Genomic DNA, 19,820 nt, shown 5'->3' with positions numbered 1-19,820 from the left:
GCGGCGCGCTTGCTTTGGGCGTGTGTGTCGGGCATGACACGTAACTAGAGAGGTGAAAGTCCTCTTGCCAGGTGTTCGCAGAGCCGAAGGCTAGGAGAAGGGCAAGGGCGTTGTCGCGAGGCAAGGTCTGGAGGAAGCCCAATCCAAAATGACGGGATGATGTACAAGAACCAGATCTGAGGTGTGATACAGCTGAGGCGAGCGGGCACGTGACCGCGAAGCCTTCCATCTGCGATTGGGCTGTATTTTATAAATCTGGCATCTACGTCATAAAAAAGCTATGTGTCTTACCCCGAGAGATCTGCATGATGTTGAAGGAACAACTGACAAACGGGCAACTGTGCGTGATCGTCATGCAGAAGTCAGCAGAGGGCATATTAGGCGGTTTCTCAACGCTGAAGGCCCGAACATTTTCAGGTGATGGTGTACTGAATGAACATGAATATTGCATCTGCCAAGTCTCAACTGAGATCACGGCCGCAGGCAGTGGATGAAATTCATGCTCAGGAAATACAAAGCCAGCCACCAAGTAATCCAACATCATGGATGGCGCAGGTACTTGCAAGGGATAATCTTGTCCGCGCTTTAAACCAAGTTAAACGTAACAAAGGAGCTGCAGGTGTAGACGGTATGACGGTAGATAGATTATCGGATTATCTCAAACAGCACTGGCCAGCGCTAAAAGAGCAATTAGAAACTGGCAACTACCAACCAGAACCAGTAAAGCGGGTAGAAATCCCCAAAGCTGATGGTCGTAAACGCAAGCTTGGTATCCCAACAGTGCTGGATCGCTTTATTCAACAAGCGATAGCACAGGTACTAAGCGGGCACTGGGAAAGCCAGTTCCATAACAATAGCTATGGGTTCAGACCGATGCGCAGTGCGCATCAGGCAGTGAGTTATGCCAAAGCTTTATTGCTATCAGGTAAAGGCTGGGTAGTGGATCTGGATTTAGATGCTTTCTTCGACCGAGTTAACCATGACAGGTTGATGAGTAAACTACGGGCGCAAATTCAAGATCCAACATTGCTAAAGCTGATCCATCGTTATCTTAAAGCGAAAATTGACCACAAAGGCAAACTAGAAAGTTGTCAGGAGGGCGTACCACAAGGTGGGCCACTGTCGCCACTGCTTGCCAACATTGTGCTCAATGAACTGGACTGGGAGCTGGAACGCCGAGGCCATTCCTTCGCCCGCTATGCCGATGATTGCCAGATTTACGCAGGCAGCAAGCGAGCAGGTGAACGAATAAAACAGAGCATAGAGCGCTTTATCGAAACCCGCCTGAGGCTCAAGGTAAACAAAGCGAAAAGCGCTGTAGCTCGGCCTTGGGAGCGAAGCTTCCTTGGCTTTACGTTCAGCCGCAGGAAAGGCAACAGACTTAAAGTGACCGATAAGGCACTGGACAGGCTGAAAGACAAATTGCGCGAGCTGACGCGTCGTACGAGAGGCCATAATATTGGTAGTGTTATCGCAGATATAAGAAAAGCCCTGCTTGGTTGGAAAGCGTACTTTGGTATAGCGGAAGTACAGAGTCAGCTGCGAGACACAGACAAATGGTTGCGGCGAAAGTTACGGTGTTATATCTGGAAGCAATGGGGTAGTAAGGGCTATCGAATGTTGAGGAAAGCAGGAGTTGATAGGTTCTTAGCCTGGAACACTGCGAAATCAGCACATGGCCCTTGGCGTCTGAGCAAAAGCCCAGCACTTTACATTGCCTTGCCTAACAGATATTTTACAAACATGGGGCTGCCCACCATAGCAGCATGATTAGGATTATGAAAATGAACCGCCGTGTACGTGATCCGTATGCACGGTGGTGTGGGAGGAGAGGCGTCGTGAGGCGTCTCCCTATCCCGATTAGGGCTCACATGAAGGCAAGGATGCAACTCGTACATATATTATTTGTTCTGCTGATTGCTCCTTTCAATGTTGCAGCACAGAAATTTTCGAGCTTAGACTTAACACTTAAGCTAGCACAGGAGCGTGCGTATCTTTCAGCAAAAACCGACTGGATAGCTGTTGAGGAAGAGGCTCGATTACGCGCATTAAATCAGGGAGAGGATGCAGCAATTAAATTCGTTTTAAAGTCTCTAGGTGATCGGCATTCATTTTATCGCCCTGCTGCCAAACCAGTTTTTCGGCCGCCAATAGCGCTTAGTTTAAAAACCGCCAATTTTACAGCCCCAACAATTGTTCGAACATTATCCGAAGTTAAAGAACCTATTTATGGTGTGCCTGTTCTTAAGATCAATGGTTGGTCCGGTACTCATCAAGAAGCGATGATTGCTACCAGCGCACTAAGGTTCGATCTTATGAAAGAGCTTGCTAAATCCCCCTGTGGCATTATTTTAGACTTTTCAGAGAATACAGGCGGTAACATGTGGCCTATGTTGGTTGGCTTGAGTCCGCTTCTAACAGAAGGCGTAGTTGGCTATTTTAAATACGCCAGTGGTACAGTGAAAGCTATAGAAAAGAAAACTGACGGAATTTTTATTCAAGGTTCACGTCATGTACTTAATGATGCATCAACTTTAGAGCCAGTAAATCAAGTGCAATTTATTGCCATTGTAGTAGGAGTAAATAGTGCCAGCTCAGGAGAAATTGTTCCTATTATGTTTCATGGTCAAAAAAATGTTCGACTTTTTGGGCAACGAACCTTTGGCGTGCCCACGGTAAACTCTACGTTTAAGTTACCGAACGGAGGTTTTGCAAACATTACAACCGGAGTTACACTCGATAGGAATAATAATTCATTTGAAAAACACATAGACCCAGAAATTGAATCTCGACAGCCTTTAAAAGACGCAGCAATGTGGGGGTTAGAACATTGTCAAAGCTAGTGAGCCCTAACAATTTGCTTAATTTCGTTCCGGCCACAAACAGCGTGGCCTCCACTGGACTGCCTTCGCTGCGCTGCGGCAGCCAATTAGCAATGCGTTACATTTTTTTGAGACTCAGCGAAATGAATTACGTTAGAAGTGGAATGTTCGTTTTTATTTGTACGGTTACTCCTTTTCTTACGTGGTATTTACTACAGACGTTACTGTTTAAGCAATGTGATCCTAAGTTTGGCTGTAGTGGAACGCTCAAATTATTTTTTTTCATATTGATTTTGTGGGGGGGATTGGCAGTATTTGGTCACATTCTTAACCTATTTATTCAGTCACGGATGAAAGAGACACGATTAAAAGCCAATAACTACATGGTCGCATTATTCGGTTTCATATATGGTTTTGGACATCTGTCTGTGTTCTCTTACCAAGGGGTTGATCTGTTATTTATATTTTTTGCATTATTGGCGGCATACTTATTAAGTTTGGTTTCTACGCTAATTAGATAAAATGTAACAAACGCTTTAAGCAACGCGGCCTGAGGCCGCTGGACTCGCAACAAGTTGCTCGCCGCTTAAGCGAGCGTTAGAAATACTATGAAATGTCCAGAATGTGGTTTAAATAAAATAAAGTATTGGGATGTGATAAATAATGGAGGTATTAAAAAAACGTTGAGGTGTCCTCAATGTAATACAAGCATTGGAACACATTCACTCATTTGGTTAATTTTTGCATTTGGTTTTGCTCTTCCTAGCTTGTTATTGGTGTATTTACCCTGAGGGATCCCCACAAAATTAAGATACATACTATTAGCTCTTTGCCAATTTGATTAGCGCCCAGTCCCACTGTGCAACCCAGTGCAAGATCTGCTTTAGCCCTTGCTGATAATCGTGTCTGCGAATAGGCAGTTTCGGTTCCTTACAAAGCAGTATCCCGAGGAAGTTCAGTGCAAGCACTCGCCGATTTTTTACCGTATTAGCCTGATATCGCAAATGTAAGCCAGCCTTTTCACCCGCCGAACCCATCAGGTAGTGGAACCAATTTGCCAGTGCCGCGAGTAACAGCAATATACCCAAACGTGATTTGATTTTAGTGCCGTGCAGGTCGCTTCCTAAGCCATAACGTGAGCTTTTCTGGTCTCGGAAACTTTCTTCAATTTGCATCCGGCTACTGTAGCACTTGGCGATTTTATCTGCGTAGCCATGGCACTCAGGCAAAGATGACACCAATAACCAAGGTTCTTTGTAAGACTTATTTTTGTCTCGCTTCAATAGCTTATAGCCTTTACCAACTAGAATCGCGCGGGTTTCATAATGTTGCGTCTGAGTCAGCACGATTGCGCCTAAGTGTTTAGGGGTGGCGCGAGCTTTTTTATAAAGCGCATTTACGGTCATAAACTCTGTTTGCTCTGCCAGTTTAAGCTTCACATTACCTCTGACTCTGGCGACATAATGCCAGCCTAATTTGCGCACCTGCTTAAGCCAAGGCACTTTAAAGCCAGCATCGGTGACGATAACAGGCTTACAGTCGCTAGGTAACATGGCCTTGAGTTGCTTTAAAAACGCCCAGTGCAAATGTGGGCAAGTGTAATCTTCTGCCGCCGCCACTTTTTGTAATAGCGTGAGTGCTCTGCCATCAACAGCGATGCTGGCTCGCAAAATAAAATGGCGCTTCGCGGTATCAGCGTTGCTCCAGTCAATCAAAATGAGCGGCTGCGTTTTGCTACTGACAATCAAATGAGTCATTGCCGCATAGATCAGAGGCAGTTCCCGTTGTAAATTGGCATTGCTGAGCAATCTATCCGCGCGCTTAATGCTGACTTTGTCAGATGTGCCTGGCATAGCGCGACCAATCGCTGTGACGGTGCACCGCGCATCTTTGGTCAAAGCTGTTACAGCATCTAAAAACACCGAAAATCGGGTTTTATGCATCGTTTTGGGGGTGACAAATGTGAGGAAATCAGCGAGCATAGTTTTTACATTCATGGTGACCATCCGCGTTTTGTGAGTTTTGGCGAATGATCAGATCGGGAACCACCATGAATGTTCCCTAATCGCCTAACTTTTTATTTTAACTACAGAATTTCTGGGGATACCTCAGGTATTTACCTAAGTGCCATTTTTTACTTGTAGATAACTTGTTTTTTTATTCTATAGCTCTAGGAACTTTTATTAGTTATTTTTTGTTGTGGACATTGCCGCTATTAAATACAAATAAAATATTTTATAAAGTACAAGAGATTATATTCTGGATTATTGTTGTATTTTGTTTGTTCTTTGGTTTTGGTGGTTATAAGTATTTCTAACAAGCAAATAAACAGGGACAAATAACCGTTGGCTTTGTCGCTGCGCTCCAATTTTAGCCAACGAACATTTGCCCATTATTTGGGCGTTATGTTTCAGGATAGTCATGAGTGAATATTTGGAATTTGAGCAATTATCCGAAATAGATGATCTGCTTAAACTAAGAGTTAAGGGCGAAAGTAGCGGCTTTGCCGGTACAGCCGACTGCTACGTTAACGAAGACCAATTTCAAGCGTTTTGTGCACAACTAGTTGGCTTTCCCAAAAAACGAGAGGATAGCATTCGGTTTTGCTCTGGTGAGAGTGATCAATTGTCTCACTTCGATATTGAGTTCTCTTGCGTCGATAATTCTGGGCGCATACTTGCGGCTATACAAATTGTATCCAGAGATACGCGTTATCCCCGAGAGAAGGTATGTTTTTTGGCTTCGTTCTCATTTAAGGTAGAACCAGCCGCATTTGATCGTTTTGTAAAAGGCTTATCTCGGGTTTCGGTAATTAATAATGTGGGTTTAAAAGTGGCCCTAGTAAATGAAACATAACAATACGCATCACTCGCGGCCTGCGGCCGCTGGGACGCCAACCCGCTACGCGGCTCGTCGCCCGTGTGCTTTGCGTTAGGCATAAGTTAAACATATGGTCCCGTTTAAAGATATTCTGTTCAAACAACAAGCTTATTGGGTGGCAGACTTGGATATTGACGCACTGACTCCTAGTGTTCGTCTATTGTTAGTCTCTGATCCAAATAGCGCTGAATTTGAATGTGAAGTCGTATTTCTTGAAACAAAAGAAGTTAGCGTTAGTTATTTCGGCGAGGAAGACGAATCAAAGACAGACTATTTATGCACACTGCTGGATGTCTCAGACAAATCAGAAAACGGTAAACACTTTTATTGTATCGCCACAGACACTGTAGAAGTATCATTTGTTACAACAGCCATGCCTCAGATTACATGGCTGGACCCAAACAAACCATACCAGACTTGGCAAAATGAACGCATTAGTAAGGGGAAAAATGCCTAACAAGCGCATTAACCACTCGCTGCGCTCGCTAGGGACAAAAACACGTAGGCTCCCTGCGCTTCGCTTGGTATTTTAGCCTACGCATTTTTGCCCGTTATGCGGGCGTTATGTGTAGGCGATATGATAAGCACTGAATTCAGAATGATTTTGCTATTTGTTTTAATAATTATCAGTGGAATTCTGGATTATTTGATACGTAAAGAATGGCACATTTTCTTTCCGCTATTGAAAAAGCATGACTCACAATTCGTAAGTCAATATGATCATTTGGGACCATCGATCTTTGAAAGGGCGGCTTTGATTTTTCAATTGTCATTTTGTGGATTAAGTTTTCAGGGTGCTGGTACGGCCTTAATGAGTAGCGTTGATAAAATTCGTAACTTGAATAGACTGCGTTGGTTTACACTTTGTCTTTTTGTTGTGTTTGGTTTTATCTACACATAACAAGCAAATATTATCGCCAGCAGACAGCGCTGGCTGCGACGTCAACCCGCTGCGCGGCTTTCCGCGCTAAATTTGGGCGTTACATTTTTGGTTGGGACCGAGCGAAATGAATTACCTTAAAAGTGGGATGTATGTTTTTACTTGTACGGTTGCTCCTTTTCTTACGTGGTATTTGTTACAAACGTTAGTTTTTAGCCAATGTGATCCCAAATTTGGTTGCTTCGGGACGTTCAAATTATTTTTTTTCATATTGATTTTATGGGGGCTACTGGCTGTAGTTGGTCATATTTCTAACTTGTTTATTCAGTCAATAATGAAAGGAACACCACTAAAAGCAAATAACTACATGGTGGGATTATTCGGTTTTATTTACGGTTTTGGACATTTGTCAGTGTTCTCATACCATGGTATTGATCTGATGTTCATATTTTTTGCATTATTAGCAGCATACTTTTTAAGTTTGGTTTCTACGCTAATTAAATAAAATGTAACAAACGCCTAAAACAACGCGGCCTCTGGCCGCTGGACTCGCAACAAGTTGCTCGCCGTTTAGGCGAGCGTTAGGTAACTCAATAAAGTATGCAATCACCCTTAGACACAGTTGGCTCATTTTACGTATTTTTAGAAGCCATCGATTACGATGTTAATGAGGAATCATTAGAAATTGAAGTTTCTTGCGCGAAGCTAGCTGATAAAGTTTACCAAGCTAAACCTAAGTCAGGTGATGAAACGGAAGATAGAATCGAAAAAGTATTGGATGGTTGCCGCGAAATCATTACTGACGAAAATAGCCCTCGCTATAGGATCTGTTTTGAACATGTTTTCTATCACCAAGTTTGTGAAGAGTTTGACTACGATATGTCAAAAGAAAAGTGTGATGATAACGGTGTTATCGGTGTCATTGAAGAATCACCACTTTTGTCACATTTAAAAAGTGACACAGAGGTCTTCTGGCATTGCGATAAAGCCAAAATGTATGTGGTAGCTACATCGAGTAAGTGGTTAAGAATTGTAAGTTCAGAACCACCAGAAATCAGGTTAGTGGCAGGCGTTACCTAACAAGAATTTAAAGCGGGACTGCTAACAGTTTGCTCGGTTTCGCTTCGCTACACATTTTAGCAAACAATTATCAGCCCCTTAAATGGGCGTTAGGCACACTATGAACCCAGCTAAATACCTTAGTCTTTTTTTACTTCCACTCATGTTTTCGCAATCTGTCATAGCGGGAAGTGATGATTTATGTCCGCATTTGAAAGAGTTCCTTAGCTCTGTCGGAGTTGATCAGTCTGCCTCAATCGAATTGCATACATCATGGGGTGCAAATTTTAAGGATGACGACGGAGATGTCATGGCGGCTAAGCGTTGCATTCATGGCAATGCGGCCTCAGCAAAGAAAGCTTGCGAGTATCTAATGAAAAATGCTTCTACCGAGTTCGCTGGAGTTAACTTTAAACGCTTCCTTCTCTGCCTTTCTCCAAGCACGAAGATCGAAAATAGCGTCCAGTTCAGTCATGCGGCAGTTTCGTTATCTTTTGGCAGCGAAGACCGCGGTGCTTTATTGGATCTGTCACTAGAGGAAGATGAGCATATTGGCGGAATGGTTTTAAAGTTAGAGGCGGAGGGATATTAAAATGCCTAACCAAGCCATCAAGTTCGCTCCCTTCGGTCGCCCGACGCTCGCAAGCTCGCGCGGCTTATGGCGGCGTTAGGCATAGGTTAGAACATGGAAGTAAAATTCGGTACTGGATTAGATAATATTCGATTTGGTTTAGACCAAGCTGCCCTGAAAAGCCTACTTGGTGAGCCTGATAAAATAGATTTTGATAGCAATGGCTTACCTCTGCTTCAATATAATAAGTTAAAGTCGACGTTCTGGATGGACGAAGGGGATAAGCTTCACTGGATACAATGTTCAAACCCTGAACTATTAATTCAGGGAGTCAACGTTATAGGTTTAGCTGCTGATGAAGTTATATCTAAACTTCACCAAATAGGCGAAGCCACTTACGAATTTGAAGATTACGGTTCAATGGAAAGCTATAGTTTTTCAGAACTAGAGCTTGAAGTTCAAGCTGAATATGGTGTTGTTACTACCATTTGTTTTGGACACTTCTGGAAAAATGACGAGCCGGTGTACACCAATGCCTAACAAGTTAAATCAGCGGAAAACCACTCTCTACGCTCGCGTTTTCCGTTGTTTAAAGCGTTATATTTTCAGGGAAGTCCATGCGTATAATTAGTATTTTAGCTTTCTTAACGTTGGTTGGATGTAGCGAAGCTGACATAGAGCCATGCAGTCAAGTAGAGATCGGAATGTTCGAATCAGAACTTATCAAAGAACTTGGCAGTCCTTTTCAAAAATCTGATGAAATAGATAATAAGAAAGCGTTAATGTTTAAAGGTGAAAATATTCCAACAATAATGATTGTTGAGTTAAACAAAACCGAGTTAGGTAAATACAAAGTGTCGCATTGTAATGTCATGTAAAATTGAAAATATAACAAGCAATTCAAAAGGGACAAAAAACAGTTTGCTGTTTCGTTCCTCAACATTTTAGCAAACAATTTTTTGCCCGTTAATTGGGCGTTATATGCGAAGGGATGTATGAAGAAACAATATTTGAACTTCGATGACTTAGAGCAATCTGATCAAGAATTCTTCATTAATGATTCGTGGTGCGACTATTGTAATAAAGCTGATTTAGGAATCACCGAACCGAAAATCTATATTCTTGATGAAAAACAGTACCTTGAAGGTAAATGTAAGGTTTGTGATCAAAAGCAAACCACTGAAGTTGTTGTTACATACTTAAATAATCAAGATAAGAAGTAGTGAAATTGCATATAACAAGTTGCTCAATTTCGTTCCGGCCACAAAAAGCGTGGCCTCCACTGGACTGCCTACGCTGCGCTGCGGCAGCCAATTAGCAAAGCGTTATACGTTTTTGGGATGAATTAGGGAATCATGGAAGTTTTAAATACTGCTTTACTGATCAATATCACCACAATTGGGTTTATCCTTGTTGCAGCCTTTGTTGCTTCAAAGTCTTCAGGACTTTCCAAAAAATATTTTTTGTTCGGATTGCTGGTTATGTTAATAAATTCCTTAGTTGCAATACCGCTCACAGTTTATGGTCTACAAGTATTTGATAGTGAAAATGGGTTATTTATTATTAGTAACATCAGTGGTGCATTTTTCGGTATTGGGGTGCTTATTTGCGCTTATGCTTTCAAGGTTAAATAAAGACACGTATAACAAGTTAAATCATCGGAAAACCACTCGCTGGCTGCGCCAAAACGCTCGCGTTTTCCGCTGTTTAAAGCGTTATAAGCTAGAGGAGTACTGATGTCATTCTTGAAGACTCTCGGTAAAGGTTTAAAGGGCGCTGCGGCAGCTTTAAAAGTTGACCAATATACAGTCAATGGTGTAAGCGCGAAGTGCATCCATTGCGGACATCAGCATTTTGAAACTGGAGAAGCGCAATTAAATACCGCAGGTCTGACATTTATAAATTTAGATTGGGCAAATAGAAGTGCTTCAGTTCTTATTTGTAAAAAATGTACATTCATTATGTGGTTTTTAGAGGAGCCCAAAAGAATTGTTAAGTGATGCTTATAACAAGTGCCTTAAACATCGCGGCTTGCAGCCGCTGGACTCGCAACAAGTTGCTCGCCGTTTAGGCGAGCGTTAGCCGGCTGTCGAGAAGTTGTAATTTCAAAATCTGTTTTACTTTTAGGGTCTGCTTGCGTTAAGTTGTATCTCAGTTGTTAATTTATTCCGTCAAGTTCGCCAGTTTGTTGGTCAGGTGCAATCTCTGATGGGGCGGTAGCGTTGTTCTTTTTGTTCATTGGCTCCGCTAGCTTTAAAGTTTTTAAGTTCCAGCCATTTCGCTGTATCGTACTTGCCTGGTTAGGTTTTTAAATTTGCACTTGGGTGCTGTTGTTTGGCATCGCTTGGCGGCAGTGCCGCGCGGGTAGTGTGGTTGTCGCCGCTAACAATGCGCACCATTCGCTCCCTTCGGTCGCTGGGACGCCAACCGCTGCGCGGCCGTCGCCCATGTGCTTTGCGTTAGTTGCCAAAAGGAATAGTTATGAAGCAAGCCAAAACAATATCCTTTGTATCAATCCTATTCACGTTTTCAGTCTGCGCACAAACTAATGAGTTTCATTTGTCGCAGTCAGGCATAGGTAGCTGGGATTGCAATGTTGCAATCGAGCAGTTGGAAAGCAATTCGCACAAATCGTCAAATATTAACTCATGGGTTGCGGGTTATTTTGACGGTGCCGGAGTTCGTTTTCTTAAAGGTAAAAGCCCAGCATCAACAAGTGAGTATCAATCGGTTTTGTTACCCGTGTTAAATGAGTTTTGCTCAGCTAATATGGATGGTAACTTTGCACAAGCAGTCGATTATTATTTACAGCATAAAGTCCAAAAGGGTGAGGCTGCAATTGGCAACTAACAATCAAATATTATCGCCAGCAAAAAGCGCTGGCTGCGACGTCAACCCGCTGCGCGGCTTTCCGCGCTAAATTTGGGCGTTATATGCCTAAGAATATATCTGCACATGAATTATTTTCTAATTAGTTTTGCAATATTAATTGTTCTTAATATTGCAATGAGTATTTATCTTTATAAAAGAGATGATTTAGAGCAGTTTCAAAAAATAGCGCAAATAGTTATTGTTTGGTTAATTCCATTTGTTGGTGCTATTGCCTTATGGCTATTTAATCGCAGCCAAGATGATAATAAACCTAGTGGAGGTTCATTTGGTGGCGGTTCTAGTGATCGTACTTCTCAACTAGAGTGATTATCAGCATATAACAAGCCATTCAAGCAGGACTTTTAACAGTTGGCTAGGTTCCGCTTCGCTTCACATTTTAGCCAACAATTAAAAGCCTCTTAATCGGGCGTTAGCCGGCTGTCGAGACGGTTTAGGTACAAAATCTGTTTTACTTTTCGGTTCTGCTTGCGTTAGGTTGTATCTCCGTTATTAATTTATTCCGTCAGGTTCACCAGTTTGTTGGCAAGGTGCAATCTCTGATGGTGCGGTAGCGTTGTTCCTTTTGACTTATTGGCTCCGCTAGATTTTAAGTTTTCAAGTTCCAGTCATTTCGTAAGCGTCCGGCGATCACAGGTTAGCGCTCTGATTTAAGTGTCCACTTAATTTTAGTGGACACTTGGTGTCTTAAATCGCGTCACCTGACTGTTTGGATAGATCGATATTCCAAGGTAACAACTCATCGACACGGTTGATGGGGTGATTGCCGATACGTTTGAGTACCGCTGTGAGATAGTCATTTGGATTGATGCCATTGAGTTTAGCGGTGCCGAGTATTGAGTACAGCACGGCAGCTCGCTCTCCTCCGGCAACTGAACCCGCAAACAGGTAATTTTTCCTACCCAAGGCAATCGGCCGCAATGAGCGCTCTGCACTGTTGTTATCTATCTCAGCATAACCGTTATCCACATAGGCAACCAACGCCTCCCACTGTTTCAGAGCATAATGAATAGCCTTGGATAACGGCGAGCCTTTCGATAAGGTACGCAGGGTTGTTTGCAACCACGCATGGAAGCGCTCAAGGATTGGCTTGGCGTTTGTGGCTCGGATGTGTTGTCGTTCATCCGGTGGTTGGCCGCGCACCTGCTTTTCAATCATATAGAGGGATTGGATAATCGCAATGGCTTCGTCGGCTAAAGGCGAAGGGCCGCTTTGAGTGATGTCATAGAACTTACGCCGCACGTGTGCCCAGCAACCATGTTGGGTGATTTGCCGTTGGTATAATTCGTTGTAACCGGCATAAGCATCGGCCTGCAGTGAGCCTTTGTAATCTTTTAAATGCGCCGCAGGATGAAGACTTCTTCGGTCTTCACTGTATTGCAGCCATACCGCAGGCGGTGTGCTATCTCCCCAGGGGCGACCATCGCGGACATAGGTCCAGTAACGACCTGTTTGCGTGCGACCTTTACCCGGTGATAGCGTCGGTGCGGTGGTATCATCCGCATGTACGTGGTAACTGGCTTTAACATGGCGACCAATGGCATCTGCCAGTGGTGTGAGTAATGCACTCGTTTGTCCTACCCAGTCAGCCAAGGTAGAGCGCTCGATGTCGATGCCTTCACGTTCCATCCGCTCAGCTTGGCGGTACAGCGGTTGATGGTCGAGGTATTTATCAACCATTACCTGTGTGAGCAATGCCGCACTGGCCAGTCCTTTTTTAATCACACGCTCAGGCGCAGCACCTTGTACCAATGTGTCGCAGTGCTGGCAGCTGAATTTAGGGCGTACAATACGGATAACCCGATAAGAGGCCGGCACCACATCGAGCATTTCAGAAACATCATCACCGATATGGGTTAATTCGCCCTGACATGCCGGGCACTGGCAAGCCGTTTCAACACGAAGCTCTTCTCGCGGTAATTGTGCAGGCAGAGAGACGCGCCGACGGGGCGTGGCTTTGTTCTCTTTTGCTGGTGCGGCTAGCTTTGGTAAGGCTGCAGTTTGCATCTCAAGCTCTTCAAGCTGTAATTCCAACTGATGAATTTGCTTATCGATATGCTCGGACGAACGTCCGAAGCGGGCACGTTTTAATACGGATAACTGGTGGCGTAACGAGGCAATAACGGTATCCTGCTGGGCAAGCGTTGACTGCAGTTGAAGGATAATTTCCTGCAACTGTTTTGGGTCATTGGGTAAGGAAGATGCCATCGTTTTCATGCGCTGCATAATAACATAAAAATCCAGCTAACTCATTGATTAAATGCAATTATGCGGCGTTTATTGGTCTATTTTTTCTGGCAGGTGGCCGCCAGTCTAAGCCTTCCAGTAACAGCGCCAATTCGGCTTGTGTTAAATGCACAGCCCCCGATTTTGCACTTGGCCAAACAAATTTACCCTGCTCCAGTCGCTTGTAAAATAAACATAACCCCTGACCATCCCACCAGAGCAATTTAACCCGGTCGCTACGACGTCCGCGAAACACAAATACGTGACCGCTAAACGGGTCTTTTTGCAGCACATGCTGCGCCATTGCAGCCAGGCCATCAAAGCCTTTGCGCATATCGGTGTAACCGGCACACAGCCATACACGCAGTTCATGGGATAAGGTAATCATGACAACGCCGCCACCAATTGCTGCAACATACCCGGTGTTGCCTCATGCAATACCAGTTGATGACCACTGCGAAACGACACCGTTATGGCTGGTTTATGGAGCACCGGCACAGCTTCAATCGCACTGACACTGACAGGAAGGAATGGCGTGGGGGCAGCTGGCATATCCACTTCACCTTTAGCACGCCTGACCCACAAAGCCTTACCGACGTTAACTTCTCGCACCCAGCGAAACACCTGGTTGGTATTTACATCGTATTTGCGCGCCAATTCAGATACCGACAATACACGTTCTTTGGATTCCTGAACGAGCTGCCATTTAAACTCGGGCGAAAAGGCCCTACGTACATCGGATTGTTTTAATACGGGCATTCATAACTCTCACGGTTGAAAACGGTGACAGGTATGATGCGTGATCAGTCAGCAAATAAAAGATGTGTTCACCGGACGCTTACGTCATTTCGTTGTATCGCACTTGGCTGGTTTCGTTTTTAATTTTGCACAGGGTTGCCGTTGTTCGGCATCGCTTGGCGGCAGTGCCGCGTGGGTAGTGTGTTTGTCGCCGCTAACAAGGCGCACCATTCGCTCCCTTCGGTCGCTGGGACGCCAACCGCTGCGCGGCCGTCGCCCATGTGCTTTGCGTTATGTGCTTAGGTTGTCATGAGCGTAGAGAATAGAGTTTATAAATGAACACACGCGAGTACTTGCTAGCTTTATTTGACATTCATTCGGGCTCACTTCCAATAAGAATTGCCTCTGATGAATTTATTTCTCGCGAATTACTCTCGGAGCTAATTCTAAAAGGTTACGTAAGTACGACAATGCAGGCTCCTGACAAATCCGTGTTTATGAATCTTTCGCTTACAGAGAGTGGTAAAAGTATGCTCTCTGAATTAAAGCAAATGAACCCTGATTTATCTAAAACATTACCGTTCAGAAAATACAGAGCAATAATAATGAATATTATATATTTTTTTATTACATTGTTTGTTATGGAGTTTTTTTTCAGAGTGCTTCGTGGTGGCCAGTAGTATCAAACTCGCACATAACAAACCGCAGCACTCGCTCCCGCTGGTCGCTGGGACGCCAACCCGCTGCGCGGCTCGTCGCCCGTGTGCGGAGCGTTAGCAGGTGTTCGGGTTTTAACGGTTTTAGTCAGTAGTTTTGTTCCGGTATTGCTCGCGTTTCGTTTTCTTAGCGGCAGCGCCAAAAGTTAACATTCGCCAGTTTGTCGGTTTGCTGCAAACGGTGGTGGCGGTAGCGTTGTTCTTCTTGGCTTCGCTTAAACAGTTTTTACAGGTTCCGGTTGGCTCGCCGTATCGCAGCTGGCCGGTGTCGTTTTTAATACAAGCAGCCGTGCCGCTGTTCGGGTTTGCCAGTGCGGCAAGCCGCGAAAGTCCGGTTCAGGCTGCTAACAAGCAAAGCCAGCCGACGCGTACCGCGCAGCTGCTTTGAGCGTTAGCCGGCTGTCAAAAAAGTTTGGGGACAAAATCTGTTTTACTTTTCGGCTTTGCTTGCGTTAAGTTGTATCTCAGTTGTTAATTTATTTCTTCAGGTTCGCCAGTTCGTTGGTCAGGTGTAATCTCTGATGGTGCGGTAGCGTTGTTCTTTTTGGCACATTTACTCCGCTAGCTTTAAAGTTTTTAGGTTCCAGCTATTTCGCCGTATCGCACTTGGTTGGTTACGTTTTTAATTTTGCACAGGGGTGCCGTTGTTTGGTATCGCTTGGCGGCAGTGCCGCGAGGGTAGTGTGTTTGCGCCGCTAACAAGGCGCATCACTCGCTCCCTGCGGTCGCTGGGACGCCAACCCGCTGCGCGGCTCGTCGCCCGTGTGCTTTGCGTTAGCCGGCTGTCGAGATGGTTTAGTTTCAAAATCTGTTTTACTTTTCGGCTCTGCTTGCGTTAAGTTGTATATCAGTTGTTAATTTATTCCATCAAGTTCGCAAGTTTGTTGGTCAGATGCAATCTCTGATGGGGCGGTAGCGTTGTTCCTTTTGGCTCATTGGCTCCGCTAGATTATAAGTTTTCAAGTTCCAGTCATTTCGTTGTATCGCACTTGGCTGGTTACGTTTTTAATTGTGCACATGGGTGTCGTTGTTTGGCATCGCTTGGCGGCAGTGCCGCGAGGGTAGTGTGTTTGTCGCCGCTAACAAGGCGCACCATTCGCTCCCTTCGGTCGCTGGGATGCCAACCGCGATGCGGTCGTCACCCATGTGCTTTGCGTTAAATTTCGGAGAGAACATGGGTTTAGCCCAAGAAATTACCGTTGAGTCAGCCTCCGAGGCCCAGTTAGAAGCATTTATTGTAGATTTTTGCACTGATTTTAAGAGCCATAAGAAAAATGATACTTGGGTCATAACGGAGCACAATTCACAAAAAATGAGTTTTGCGATGAAGATTGATGGCTCACGCATACTCTGCCACCGCTCAGGAGATTACTTCGAAGTGTTTGGAATGTTTATTGAGTTTCTTAGTGGCTCATTTCCTTCAATCAATGTGAGTGATGCGTAATGAAATTTAACAAGGCCAGTCAGCAACGCCCACTGCGTGGGCTGGACCTCAAACCGCTGCGCGGCTTTTCGGCCGCTGCTGGCAGCGTTATATGCGAAGGGATGTATGAAGAAACAATATTTGAACTTCGATGACTTAGAGCAATCTGATCAAGAATTCTTCATTAATGATTCGTGGTGCGACTATTGTAATAAAGCTGATTTAGGAATCACCGAACCGAAAATCTATATTCTTGATGAAAAACAGTACCTTGAAGGTAAATGTAAGGTTTGTGATCAAAAGCAAACCACTGAAGTTGTTGTTACATACTTAAATAATCAAGATAAGAAGTAGTGAAATTGCATATAACAAGTTGCTCAATTTCGTTCCGGCCACAAAAAGCGTGGCCTCCACTGGACTGCCTACGCTGCGCTGCGGCAGCCAATTAGCAAAGCGTTAGCAGGTGTTCGGGTTTTAACGGTTTTAGTCAGTTGTTTTGTTCGGCCGTGCTCGCGTTTGGTTTTCTTAGCGGCAGCGCCAAAAGTTAACGTACGCCAGTTTGCGGGTTTGCTGCAAACGGTTGTGGCGGTAGCGTTGTTCTTCTGGGCTTCGCTCACACAGTTTTACAGGCTCCGGTTGGCTCGCTGTGTCGCAGCTGGCTGGTTTAGTTTTTAATAAAAGCAGCCGTGCTGTTGTTCAGGTTTGCAAGTGCGGCTAGCCGCGCAAGTCTGGTTTGGGCTGCTAACAAGCAAAGCCAGCCGACGCGTACCGCGCAGCTGCTTTGAGCGTTAGGTAGCAAAAGGAATGCAAATAATTTTGGTCATTTTGAGTACAACACTTCAGCTATTTTATCTGCTTGCGTTACTACACTTCGGAATTGGTATTTTCAATGCTGTCGAAGCCATATCCACCGCAGATCCTAAGTTGGTCGCAGGGGCATTATCTGCCAGTATTGTTAAATCCTTAATTGCTGTTGTGCCTTCAATTTTGGGGCTTTTATTAAGCTTAAATTTATCACGTTCTATCGAGGCACTACCAAATTGGTTTAAAAGGTACACCCGTTTGATGTCTTATTTATGGCTTTTATTTATTCCAATAGGTACTGTTATTGGTGTCATACAACTCAAACGGTTGCGACATGCTACCTAACAAAACAATAAACATCGTTCGCTTTGCTCACTGGGAAAAAGCCTCGCTGCAACTTCGTTGCAATGCACTCGGTTTTTCCCGTTATTGTAAGCGTTAGCATTACAGGAGAATTACCAAACATGAAGTTATCGATTATATTTTTAGCTACTTTGCTGTCATTTAATTCTTTAGCTGCAGATTATCAAACCGAGATTGATGATTTTTTCAAGTTGTATCAATCTGGGAAAGTAGATGAAGCTGTTGATTCCATTTATCGAACAAATAAATACGTATCATCAATTCCAGATCAAATTAAAAATGTTAAAACGCAATTAAATGCGCTTGAAGGGCTTATTGGAGAAATTAACCGTATAGGTAAAATTGACACTTACGCAGTTGGTGAGAATTTTGTGCATGTTACTTATCTAGCCACTTACGATAGGCAACCCGTTCGTTATGAGTTTCAATTTTTTAAAGTAAAAAGCGGTTGGAGAATATACTCATTTTCATTTGATGATGGCTTAACCGAAGAAATAGCAACCGAAGCAAGAAAGGCCGCTTTGTCCTCTCAAAAGTAATGCTAACAAGCGCCTTAAACATCGCGGCCTGTGGCCGCTGGACTCGCAACAAGTTGCTCGCCATTTAGGCGTGCGTTATATGCCAATGAATAGACTCAAACACCTGTTGCTACCACTTTCAATACTTGTTTTAGTTGCTTGTGGCGACGCAAATATTGTCAGTGAACGAGGTGTTTATTGGAAAAGTGAGCTTGAATCTCGTGTCCCTATTGGAACATCAAGAGAGGAAGCCTTAACCTCACTTAAGAAGATTGATGCAAATGCGTTCGTGAACCCACTTTCAGATAGTATTTCTACAAATTTAGAAACAGTAAAAGATGATGGTTTTGCCTGCAAAGATTGGGTAATCACAGCTAATACCAGTTTTAATAGTAATGGTGTCTCTGGTCACTCAATTGCAAGTGTAGGTCGTTGTTTATAAATGGCATATAACAAGTTGCTAAATTTCGTTCGTAAACTCACTGGGAAAATTACTGCTGGCCGTTCCGGCCAAATCGCAGTATTTTCCCATTAGCAAAGCGTTAGCTGCCCATGAACAAAGTCATACTATTGATTCTAGGAGTAATATTTTCAATGACTTCTAATGCAGATGAGCCAAAAGGGATTATCGGTAGAGTGTATATAAATGGATTTCCAGTCATCTATAAGTTTGTTAACGAATTCCCAGAAGAAAAAATCCGATTACAATATCCAAGACTTGTCGTTGTTTCATGGCAATACGATGGCGCTGAAAACAATGGAATGCCAATAGATGAAATAAACAAAGAAATGATAAAGCTCGAAGATGCCCTCGAGGAGGGTATAGAAAATAAAGGGCTTTGTAAGCACATCTACAGCAGAACGGGGAACAACCTAAAAGAGCTTGTATATCAAATAAGAAGCGACGATGAATTTTTGAAAGCATTAAATGAATCTCTATTCAGTCACCAAAGATATCCGATTGAAATTACCTTCTATGAAGATAAAGAGTGGAAAGATTTCAAGGAGTTGCTAAATGATTTCAATAAAGGCAGCTAACAAGGCCGCGCACGTCGCCTGCGGCTGGACTCGTACAAGCTACGCTTGTGCTCGCCCGTGGCGGCGGCGTTATGCATCTTAAAGGATTGAATGTATGCGACATTTGGTATTCATTATTTTCTCATTATTGCTAAGTGTACCAAGTTACTCTAGTCCTCGAATTCCTAAGACCTTTCAAGGCACTTGGGACGCAAATGATGAAGCGTGTAAAACACAATATAGCGATATGCGTCTCCATATTAGTTCTTCAGTAGTTGAATATTGGGAGTCAAGCGGCAATCTAATTGAAGTGATCGAATCAAAAAACATTTCATTTATTGCTCGATTCGCTTTCAGTGGCGAAGGGGAAAATTGGGAAAGTAAAATTACTTACTTTCTTTTGAATGAAGGCAGTAAACTGGTTCAAGCTTTCGATGATGGATTGCGAGTCAGTAGGGTTCGGTGCACCAATGCATAACAAGTTAAAGCAGCGGAAAACCACTCGCTGCGCTCGCGTTTTCCGCTGTTTAAAGCGTTATGTGTAGGCGATATGATAAGCACTGAATTCAGAATGATTTTGCTATTTGCTCTAATAATTATCAGTGGAATACTGGATTATTTGATACGTAAAGAATGGCACATTTTCTTTCCGCTATTGAAAAAGCATGACTCACAATTCGTAAATCAATATGATCATTTTGGACCATCGATCTTTGAAAGGGCAGCTTTAATTTTTCAATTGTCATTTTGTGGATTAAGTTTTCAGGGTGCTGGTGCGGCCTTAATAAGTAGCGTTAATAAAATTCGGAACCTGAATAGACTGCGTTGGTTTACACTTTTTCTTTTTGTTGTGTTTGGATTTATCTACACATAACAAGCAAATTTTATCGCCAGCAAAAAGCGCTGGCTGCGAC

26 protein-coding genes are annotated in these 19,820 nt (G+C 43.7%); 22 read left to right on the top strand and 4 right to left on the bottom strand.

Annotated elements, in window-relative coordinates:
* The first annotated feature begins 432 nt into the window (after nucleotides 1–432).
* Together ltrA and ACUJFL_RS11260 are read left to right on the top strand one after the other, a co-directional pair.
* Nucleotides 433–1,770 carry a group II intron reverse transcriptase/maturase gene (gene ltrA / locus ACUJFL_RS11265; protein WP_445426060.1) on the top strand — a complete coding sequence of 446 codons (1,338 nt, stop codon included), beginning with the start codon at nucleotides 433–435 and terminating at the stop codon, nucleotides 1,768–1,770.
* 113 nt (nucleotides 1,771–1,883) lie between these two features.
* Complete coding sequence (locus tag ACUJFL_RS11260) at nucleotides 1,884–2,843, top strand: S41 family peptidase (protein WP_445427537.1); 960 nt, start codon at nucleotides 1,884–1,886, stop codon at nucleotides 2,841–2,843.
* An 800-nt stretch (nucleotides 2,844–3,643) separates the two neighbouring features.
* On the opposite strand, the gene ACUJFL_RS11255 is transcribed toward ACUJFL_RS11260, so the two are convergent.
* Nucleotides 3,644–4,828: an IS4 family transposase gene (locus ACUJFL_RS11255; RefSeq protein ID WP_445427355.1), complete on the bottom strand. Its 1,185-nt coding sequence runs from the start codon at nucleotides 4,826–4,828 to the stop codon at nucleotides 3,644–3,646.
* A 415-nt stretch (nucleotides 4,829–5,243) separates the two neighbouring features.
* Here ACUJFL_RS11255 and ACUJFL_RS11250 point away from each other — a divergent pair, with 415 nt between their 5' ends.
* The 11 genes from ACUJFL_RS11250 (at nucleotide 5,244) to ACUJFL_RS11200 (ending at nucleotide 11,410) form a co-directional block, all read left to right on the top strand.
* Nucleotides 5,244–5,678 (top strand): hypothetical protein, encoded by a 435-nt coding sequence (locus ACUJFL_RS11250; protein ID WP_445427536.1) that lies wholly within the window; start codon nucleotides 5,244–5,246, stop codon nucleotides 5,676–5,678.
* A gap of 94 nt (nucleotides 5,679–5,772) precedes the next feature.
* Nucleotides 5,773–6,159, top strand: coding sequence for a hypothetical protein (locus tag ACUJFL_RS11245; protein ID WP_445427535.1), 387 nt, complete (start codon nucleotides 5,773–5,775; stop codon nucleotides 6,157–6,159).
* Between the two features lie 1,023 nt (nucleotides 6,160–7,182).
* The gene (locus ACUJFL_RS11240; protein ID WP_445425886.1) at nucleotides 7,183–7,662 is read left to right on the top strand and encodes a hypothetical protein; all 480 of its coding nucleotides are present in this window, start codon (nucleotides 7,183–7,185) and stop codon (nucleotides 7,660–7,662) included.
* A 100-nt stretch (nucleotides 7,663–7,762) separates the two neighbouring features.
* Nucleotides 7,763–8,233, top strand: a complete 471-nt coding sequence (locus ACUJFL_RS11235; RefSeq protein WP_445427534.1) for a hypothetical protein — start codon at nucleotides 7,763–7,765, stop codon at nucleotides 8,231–8,233.
* A gap of 93 nt (nucleotides 8,234–8,326) precedes the next feature.
* The gene (locus ACUJFL_RS11230; RefSeq protein WP_445427533.1) at nucleotides 8,327–8,752 is read left to right on the top strand and encodes a hypothetical protein; all 426 of its coding nucleotides are present in this window, start codon (nucleotides 8,327–8,329) and stop codon (nucleotides 8,750–8,752) included.
* Between the two features lie 77 nt (nucleotides 8,753–8,829).
* Nucleotides 8,830–9,090 carry a hypothetical protein gene (locus tag ACUJFL_RS11225; RefSeq protein WP_226752462.1) on the top strand — a complete coding sequence of 87 codons (261 nt, stop codon included), beginning with the start codon at nucleotides 8,830–8,832 and terminating at the stop codon, nucleotides 9,088–9,090.
* 117 nt (nucleotides 9,091–9,207) lie between these two features.
* Nucleotides 9,208–9,435 carry a hypothetical protein gene (locus ACUJFL_RS11220; protein WP_445427526.1) on the top strand — a complete coding sequence of 76 codons (228 nt, stop codon included), beginning with the start codon at nucleotides 9,208–9,210 and terminating at the stop codon, nucleotides 9,433–9,435.
* 132 nt (nucleotides 9,436–9,567) lie between these two features.
* A complete protein-coding gene (locus tag ACUJFL_RS11215) occupies nucleotides 9,568–9,846 on the top strand; it encodes a hypothetical protein (RefSeq protein ID WP_306178884.1) in 279 nt (92 codons plus the stop codon).
* A gap of 102 nt (nucleotides 9,847–9,948) precedes the next feature.
* The gene (locus ACUJFL_RS11210) at nucleotides 9,949–10,212 is read left to right on the top strand and encodes a hypothetical protein (RefSeq protein ID WP_445427532.1); all 264 of its coding nucleotides are present in this window, start codon (nucleotides 9,949–9,951) and stop codon (nucleotides 10,210–10,212) included.
* A gap of 481 nt (nucleotides 10,213–10,693) precedes the next feature.
* The gene (locus tag ACUJFL_RS11205) at nucleotides 10,694–11,062 is read left to right on the top strand and encodes a hypothetical protein (RefSeq protein ID WP_445427531.1); all 369 of its coding nucleotides are present in this window, start codon (nucleotides 10,694–10,696) and stop codon (nucleotides 11,060–11,062) included.
* Nucleotides 11,063–11,167: 105 nt separating this feature from the next.
* Complete coding sequence (locus tag ACUJFL_RS11200; RefSeq protein WP_445427530.1) at nucleotides 11,168–11,410, top strand: PLDc N-terminal domain-containing protein; 243 nt, start codon at nucleotides 11,168–11,170, stop codon at nucleotides 11,408–11,410.
* Nucleotides 11,411–11,788: 378 nt separating this feature from the next.
* On the opposite strand, the gene tnpC is transcribed toward ACUJFL_RS11200, so the two are convergent.
* From tnpC to ACUJFL_RS11185, 3 genes are read right to left on the bottom strand one after another with little or no spacing between them, the layout of a single operon-like run.
* Complete coding sequence (tnpC, locus tag ACUJFL_RS11195; RefSeq protein WP_445429082.1) at nucleotides 11,789–13,318, bottom strand: IS66 family transposase; 1,530 nt, start codon at nucleotides 13,316–13,318, stop codon at nucleotides 11,789–11,791.
* A 49-nt stretch (nucleotides 13,319–13,367) separates the two neighbouring features.
* Entirely contained in the window at nucleotides 13,368–13,715 is a 348-nt protein-coding gene (tnpB, locus tag ACUJFL_RS11190) for an IS66 family insertion sequence element accessory protein TnpB (RefSeq protein ID WP_445427529.1), read from the bottom strand.
* Nucleotides 13,712–14,086 (bottom strand): transposase, encoded by a 375-nt coding sequence (locus tag ACUJFL_RS11185; protein WP_445426663.1) that lies wholly within the window; start codon nucleotides 14,084–14,086, stop codon nucleotides 13,712–13,714. The genes tnpB and ACUJFL_RS11185 overlap by 4 nt, the downstream gene beginning before the upstream one ends.
* Before the next feature lie 314 nt (nucleotides 14,087–14,400).
* Here ACUJFL_RS11185 and ACUJFL_RS11180 point away from each other — a divergent pair, with 314 nt between their 5' ends.
* The 9 genes from ACUJFL_RS11180 (at nucleotide 14,401) to ACUJFL_RS11140 (ending at nucleotide 19,384) form a co-directional block, all read left to right on the top strand.
* Nucleotides 14,401–14,745, top strand: coding sequence for a hypothetical protein (locus ACUJFL_RS11180; protein WP_189431820.1), 345 nt, complete (start codon nucleotides 14,401–14,403; stop codon nucleotides 14,743–14,745).
* A 133-nt stretch (nucleotides 14,746–14,878) separates the two neighbouring features.
* Nucleotides 14,879–15,169, top strand: coding sequence for a hypothetical protein (locus ACUJFL_RS11175; protein WP_445427528.1), 291 nt, complete (start codon nucleotides 14,879–14,881; stop codon nucleotides 15,167–15,169).
* A 786-nt stretch (nucleotides 15,170–15,955) separates the two neighbouring features.
* Nucleotides 15,956–16,225 (top strand): hypothetical protein, encoded by a 270-nt coding sequence (locus tag ACUJFL_RS11170; protein ID WP_445427527.1) that lies wholly within the window; start codon nucleotides 15,956–15,958, stop codon nucleotides 16,223–16,225.
* A gap of 105 nt (nucleotides 16,226–16,330) precedes the next feature.
* Nucleotides 16,331–16,558 (top strand): hypothetical protein, encoded by a 228-nt coding sequence (locus ACUJFL_RS11165; RefSeq protein WP_445427526.1) that lies wholly within the window; start codon nucleotides 16,331–16,333, stop codon nucleotides 16,556–16,558.
* A gap of 450 nt (nucleotides 16,559–17,008) precedes the next feature.
* Nucleotides 17,009–17,353, top strand: coding sequence for a hypothetical protein (locus tag ACUJFL_RS11160; RefSeq protein WP_445427525.1), 345 nt, complete (start codon nucleotides 17,009–17,011; stop codon nucleotides 17,351–17,353).
* 119 nt (nucleotides 17,354–17,472) lie between these two features.
* Entirely contained in the window at nucleotides 17,473–17,910 is a 438-nt protein-coding gene (locus ACUJFL_RS11155) for a hypothetical protein (protein WP_445427524.1), read from the top strand.
* Nucleotides 17,911–17,989: 79 nt separating this feature from the next.
* On the top strand, nucleotides 17,990–18,331 hold the full coding sequence (locus ACUJFL_RS11150; RefSeq protein ID WP_445427523.1) for a hypothetical protein: 342 nt from the start codon (nucleotides 17,990–17,992) through the stop codon (nucleotides 18,329–18,331).
* 152 nt (nucleotides 18,332–18,483) lie between these two features.
* Complete coding sequence (locus ACUJFL_RS11145) at nucleotides 18,484–18,927, top strand: DUF695 domain-containing protein (RefSeq protein WP_445427522.1); 444 nt, start codon at nucleotides 18,484–18,486, stop codon at nucleotides 18,925–18,927.
* Nucleotides 18,928–19,021: 94 nt separating this feature from the next.
* The gene (locus tag ACUJFL_RS11140) at nucleotides 19,022–19,384 is read left to right on the top strand and encodes a hypothetical protein (RefSeq protein ID WP_445427521.1); all 363 of its coding nucleotides are present in this window, start codon (nucleotides 19,022–19,024) and stop codon (nucleotides 19,382–19,384) included.
* Nucleotides 19,385–19,820 lie beyond the last annotated feature (436 nt).

This window comes from Alishewanella sp. HL-SH05 (assembly GCF_052655985.1).
The sequence above is the reverse complement of the archived record's forward strand: the minus strand, read 5'-3'. Positions and strand labels throughout refer to the sequence as shown.

Bases quoted from the DNA above. Each gene is read 5' to 3' on its own strand.
- ACUJFL_RS11160 (WP_445427525.1), top strand. From the start codon at position 17,009: ATGCAAATAATTTTGGTCATTTTGAGTACAACACTTCAGCTATTTTAT.
- ACUJFL_RS11255 (WP_445427355.1), bottom strand. From the start codon at position 4,828: ATGGTCACCATGAATGTAAAAACTATGCTCGCTGATTTCCTCACATTT.
- ACUJFL_RS11180 (WP_189431820.1), top strand. From the start codon at position 14,401: ATGAACACACGCGAGTACTTGCTAGCTTTATTTGACATTCATTCGGGC.
- ACUJFL_RS11245 (WP_445427535.1), top strand. From the start codon at position 5,773: ATGGTCCCGTTTAAAGATATTCTGTTCAAACAACAAGCTTATTGGGTG.
- ACUJFL_RS11200 (WP_445427530.1), top strand. From the start codon at position 11,168: ATGAATTATTTTCTAATTAGTTTTGCAATATTAATTGTTCTTAATATT.
- ACUJFL_RS11145 (WP_445427522.1), top strand. From the start codon at position 18,484: ATGACTTCTAATGCAGATGAGCCAAAAGGGATTATCGGTAGAGTGTAT.
- ACUJFL_RS11240 (WP_445425886.1), top strand. From the start codon at position 7,183: ATGCAATCACCCTTAGACACAGTTGGCTCATTTTACGTATTTTTAGAA.
- ACUJFL_RS11140 (WP_445427521.1), top strand. From the start codon at position 19,022: ATGCGACATTTGGTATTCATTATTTTCTCATTATTGCTAAGTGTACCA.
- ACUJFL_RS11220 (WP_445427526.1), top strand. From the start codon at position 9,208: ATGAAGAAACAATATTTGAACTTCGATGACTTAGAGCAATCTGATCAA.
- ltrA (WP_445426060.1), top strand. From the start codon at position 433: ATGAACATGAATATTGCATCTGCCAAGTCTCAACTGAGATCACGGCCG.
- ACUJFL_RS11215 (WP_306178884.1), top strand. From the start codon at position 9,568: ATGGAAGTTTTAAATACTGCTTTACTGATCAATATCACCACAATTGGG.
- ACUJFL_RS11155 (WP_445427524.1), top strand. From the start codon at position 17,473: ATGAAGTTATCGATTATATTTTTAGCTACTTTGCTGTCATTTAATTCT.
- ACUJFL_RS11205 (WP_445427531.1), top strand. From the start codon at position 10,694: ATGAAGCAAGCCAAAACAATATCCTTTGTATCAATCCTATTCACGTTT.
- ACUJFL_RS11170 (WP_445427527.1), top strand. From the start codon at position 15,956: ATGGGTTTAGCCCAAGAAATTACCGTTGAGTCAGCCTCCGAGGCCCAG.
- ACUJFL_RS11150 (WP_445427523.1), top strand. From the start codon at position 17,990: ATGCCAATGAATAGACTCAAACACCTGTTGCTACCACTTTCAATACTT.
- ACUJFL_RS11250 (WP_445427536.1), top strand. From the start codon at position 5,244: ATGAGTGAATATTTGGAATTTGAGCAATTATCCGAAATAGATGATCTG.
- ACUJFL_RS11225 (WP_226752462.1), top strand. From the start codon at position 8,830: ATGCGTATAATTAGTATTTTAGCTTTCTTAACGTTGGTTGGATGTAGC.
- ACUJFL_RS11260 (WP_445427537.1), top strand. From the start codon at position 1,884: ATGCAACTCGTACATATATTATTTGTTCTGCTGATTGCTCCTTTCAAT.
- ACUJFL_RS11235 (WP_445427534.1), top strand. From the start codon at position 7,763: ATGAACCCAGCTAAATACCTTAGTCTTTTTTTACTTCCACTCATGTTT.
- ACUJFL_RS11210 (WP_445427532.1), top strand. From the start codon at position 9,949: ATGTCATTCTTGAAGACTCTCGGTAAAGGTTTAAAGGGCGCTGCGGCA.
- ACUJFL_RS11165 (WP_445427526.1), top strand. From the start codon at position 16,331: ATGAAGAAACAATATTTGAACTTCGATGACTTAGAGCAATCTGATCAA.
- tnpB (WP_445427529.1), bottom strand. From the start codon at position 13,715: ATGATTACCTTATCCCATGAACTGCGTGTATGGCTGTGTGCCGGTTAC.
- tnpC (WP_445429082.1), bottom strand. From the start codon at position 13,318: ATGAAAACGATGGCATCTTCCTTACCCAATGACCCAAAACAGTTGCAG.
- ACUJFL_RS11185 (WP_445426663.1), bottom strand. From the start codon at position 14,086: ATGCCCGTATTAAAACAATCCGATGTACGTAGGGCCTTTTCGCCCGAG.
- ACUJFL_RS11230 (WP_445427533.1), top strand. From the start codon at position 8,327: ATGGAAGTAAAATTCGGTACTGGATTAGATAATATTCGATTTGGTTTA.